The sequence below is a fragment of the Mesorhizobium sp. M5C.F.Ca.ET.164.01.1.1 genome (genome assembly GCF_004792125.1).
GTDB classification, from domain to species: domain Bacteria; phylum Pseudomonadota; class Alphaproteobacteria; order Rhizobiales; family Rhizobiaceae; genus Mesorhizobium; species Mesorhizobium wenxiniae.
Genome location: NZ_SRTG01000232.1, coordinates 1 through 365, shown reverse-complemented (window position 1 = coordinate 365; position 365 = coordinate 1). Strand labels below are relative to the sequence as shown.

At 61.9% G+C, this 365-nt stretch carries 1 protein-coding gene; it reads right to left on the bottom strand.

Going from position 1 to position 365, the window contains the following annotated elements:
- Positions 1 to 106: 106 nt before the first annotated feature.
- Positions 107 to 365, bottom strand: a 259-nt coding sequence (locus tag EN807_RS35340) for a hypothetical protein (RefSeq protein ID WP_189522680.1), incomplete at its 5' end; no start/stop codon positions are given.

The window sequence follows — 365 nt, the reverse complement described above, 5'->3', positions numbered from 1 at the left end:
GGCAGAACCGCCTCCGGTGGCCGCGAAGCCGGCTGCGGCGGCGCAGACGGTCGCACAGGCCAATCCAGCCTCCGGTGGTCCGACCGTGCAGCAACTTCTGCAGGCCTCACAGGATCCACGCCTGTCCGAGCAACAGCGAGGCGTCGCTAACCTGATGCTGAAATAGAAGCTCGACGAGCAAAATCCGCCAAACCAACTCGAACTGGAAAAGAACCGGCTGGAAGTCGAGAAGCTGCGCAATCCGCAGATTGAGCCGGGTGACAAAGCGCGCATCTATTTCGACCGGGAGAAGTTCGCGGCCGAGCAAAGCAAGCCGATCGAGGTTGGTGGCGTCCTGGTCGATCCCAAGACGCACGAGCCCGTTT